The organism is Aminobacter sp. P4_H6_2 (assembly GCF_056400805.1).
In genome coordinates this window covers 1-1,149 of sequence record NZ_JBFUKO010001018.1, presented here as the reverse complement: position 1 = coordinate 1,149, position 1,149 = coordinate 1, and the positions used below count along the sequence as shown (strand labels likewise).

At 50.3% G+C, this 1,149-nt stretch carries 1 protein-coding gene and 1 pseudogene; both read left to right on the top strand.

Going from position 1 to position 1,149, the window contains the following annotated elements; genetic code table 11:
* A pseudogene (locus AC1DUU_RS32600) lies at positions 1–674 on the top strand (glycosyltransferase); the annotation flags it as partial.
* A partial coding sequence (locus AC1DUU_RS32595) for a hypothetical protein (RefSeq protein ID WP_476787415.1) occupies positions 671–1,149 on the top strand: 479 nt, incomplete at its 3' end. The pseudogene AC1DUU_RS32600 and the gene AC1DUU_RS32595, both read left to right, overlap by 4 nt.

Sequence of the window (1,149 nt, the reverse complement as noted above, 5' to 3'; positions counted from 1 at the left end):
GTGATGCGGCGATCATCATGGATGTCGATCTCCAGGACCCTCCAGAGATCATTCCGGCGCTGATCGAGAATTGGCAAAACGGCTACCATACCGTGTTTGGCGTCCGGTCACGGCGAGACGCCGACACCCGGTCAAAGCGTGTTACGGCTGGTCTTTTTTACCGGGCCTTCAACTCGGCATCACATCTGCCGATTCCTAGCGACGCAGGCGATTTCCGACTCATCAGCAAGAAGGTCATCGAGGCGCTTCGCCTTTTGCCGGAACGCAACAGGTTTATGAAGGGCTTGTTTGCATGGCCTGGCTACTCGTCAATTGGCGTGCCTTATGAAAGGCCAGCCCGAGCCAAAGGCGAAACAAAGTTCAACGTTTGGAAGCTTTGGAATTTCGCAATCGACGGCATCGCCAGTTTCAGTACCGTTCCATTGAGGATATGGACGTACTTTGGAATGGTCGTTTCAGTTGCAGCGCTGCTGTATATGTTGCAAGTTATTTTTAAGACCTTGATCTTTGGCAATGAAACACCAGGATATTCATCGCTCATGGCCGCCATTTTGTTTTTCGGTGGCGTGCAGCTTATTTCCGTTGGCGTTCTCGGTGAGTACATCGGACGGCTGTATATAGAGGCCAAGGGGCGTCCGACATATCTTATTGAAGARGATTCACGAGCTGTATGAAAGACCTGTTTGTTCAATACTTCGCACGGGCGGACGAAAATAGTTCCCTTTCACCTGCTTTAAGTGCGCTCGCCGCATTGCTGCTGATTATCCTATTCTCAGCAACCATCACCTTCTCTCCCATAAACGGCGAAGATTATGCGCTTGGACTCATCGACAATGGCCAGGGCATTGTCGAGCGTCTTTCTTGGTTTGCCGACCACGCATCACGTCAGTGGTGGGGCTGGAACGCACGACTGGGTGAGATGTTCTCCATTTTCTGGCTGGCAATGCCAAAGGTCTTTTTGAATGTAACAGCAATCTTTTCGCTAGTCATATTTTCCGCCATTACTTCTGTCTTGGCGCTAAAATCAACAAAATTAGACGGGACATTTCTCCTTACGTGGACAATTTCTCTCGCGCTCGTCTATATCCTGTGGCCTCGCTACGAGATTTTTTTCTGGCGCACCACGGTAGCTGGATATTTGCTCCCTCT